Source organism: Cellulophaga sp. (assembly GCF_039943695.1).
In the GTDB taxonomy this organism is placed as follows: domain Bacteria; phylum Bacteroidota; class Bacteroidia; order Flavobacteriales; family Flavobacteriaceae; genus Cellulophaga.
Map to the genome: position 1 here is coordinate 1 of NZ_JBDVAA010000071.1, position 1,366 is coordinate 1,366.

Genomic DNA, 1,366 nt, shown 5'->3' on the forward strand with positions numbered 1-1,366 from the left:
GCAAATTCTACTCGCGCTTTTTTGGCACGTTGTACATTATCACCATCAGACTTATTAATTACAATAGCATCTGCCATTTCCATAATACCACGCTTAATGCCTTGCAACTCGTCACCAGCACCAGCTAATTTTAACAAAAGAAAAAAGTCTACCATACTATGTACGGCGGTTTCACTTTGGCCAACGCCAACAGTTTCAATTAAAATAACATTATAGCCAGCAGCTTCACAAAGTACAATGGTTTCTCTGGTTTTACGGGCAACACCACCTAAAGAACTACCAGATGGCGATGGTCTAATAAAAGCGTTTTCATCTTTTACCAGCTCTTCCATACGTGTTTTATCACCTAAAATACTACCTCTAGTAACAGTGCTTGTAGGATCTACAGCTAACACAGCTACTTTGTTTCCTTGGGCGGTAAGTCGTTTTCCAAAACGTTCTATAAATGTACTTTTACCAACACCAGGAACTCCTGTAATACCAATTCTTACACTTTTTGTTTTGTGAGTTAAACAGCGCTCAATAATTTCATTAGCCTGTTTGGTATGCTCACTATTGGTACTTTCTATAAGTGTTATAGCTCTGCTTAAAGCGGTTTTATCGCCTTTTAGAATACCACTGGTTAAACTACTTGTAGACGGTAACTCTCTTCTAAATTTTTTAATTTTAGAAGCACTCTTGGAACTTATATTTTTATGTGTGCTCAATATTATTTGCTAATAGGTACGTTAACTTTGGTTTTATCCCAAGCTAAAGTTAAGTATGGTTGTTCTTTGTCTTCAAAGTTAATAGTAAATCTTTCTTTAACCGAATCTAATTTTGTTACAGGTACAGAAACTGTCACAAGATCTTCTGAAGCATTTCTGGTAGTTTCTGCACCACCACTTAAAATAGTAACTCCCCAATCTGGAACCTCTTTATTAAAAATAATATCCCAACTATCTTTATTGGGTCTAGACCATATAGAGTAAGTACCTGCGGGTAGTTGTTTGCCATCTACTTTAATTGCAGAAGAAGTTTTAAATATAGTAGGTTCATTAGCGCCAGTTCTCCAAACTTTATTATAGGGAACAAGAGAACCAAAAATTTGGCGGTCTTTTTTAGACGGACTACAATAAACTACATTTAAATTATAACCATTTTTAGTATAGGTGGCAGTCTCCTCTGGACTAAACTTTTTTGTTTGCTCTTTCATCATAGGCATACCAACAAATACAGTAAGTAAACCAAGTACAGTTACTGTAATTATCATCCATTTTATAACTTTCATATTGTGGTTATTTTTTTAGATTTTTTCTAAGTTACTAAATCTTGCTTAATTAAGAATACCCAAAATTGTACTTTAACTTGCGTTTTATATAAAGTG

2 protein-coding genes are annotated in these 1,366 nt (G+C 34.5%); both read right to left on the bottom strand.

Going from position 1 to position 1,366, the window contains the following annotated elements; genetic code table 11:
* Nucleotides 1–707: methylmalonyl Co-A mutase-associated GTPase MeaB (gene meaB / locus ABJD66_RS05320; protein ID WP_348129034.1), on the bottom strand; the 707-nt coding region annotated here is incomplete at its 3' end.
* Between the two features lie 2 nt (nucleotides 708–709).
* Entirely contained in the window at nucleotides 710–1,270 is a 561-nt protein-coding gene (locus ABJD66_RS05325) for a DUF2911 domain-containing protein (protein WP_348129037.1), read from the bottom strand.
* Nucleotides 1,271–1,366 lie beyond the last annotated feature (96 nt).

What these genes read in the sequence shown, in the direction of transcription:
- ABJD66_RS05325 (WP_348129037.1), bottom strand. Translation starts at nt 1,270, where the DNA reads ATGAAAGTTATAAAATGGATGATAATTACAGTAACTGTACTTGGTTTA.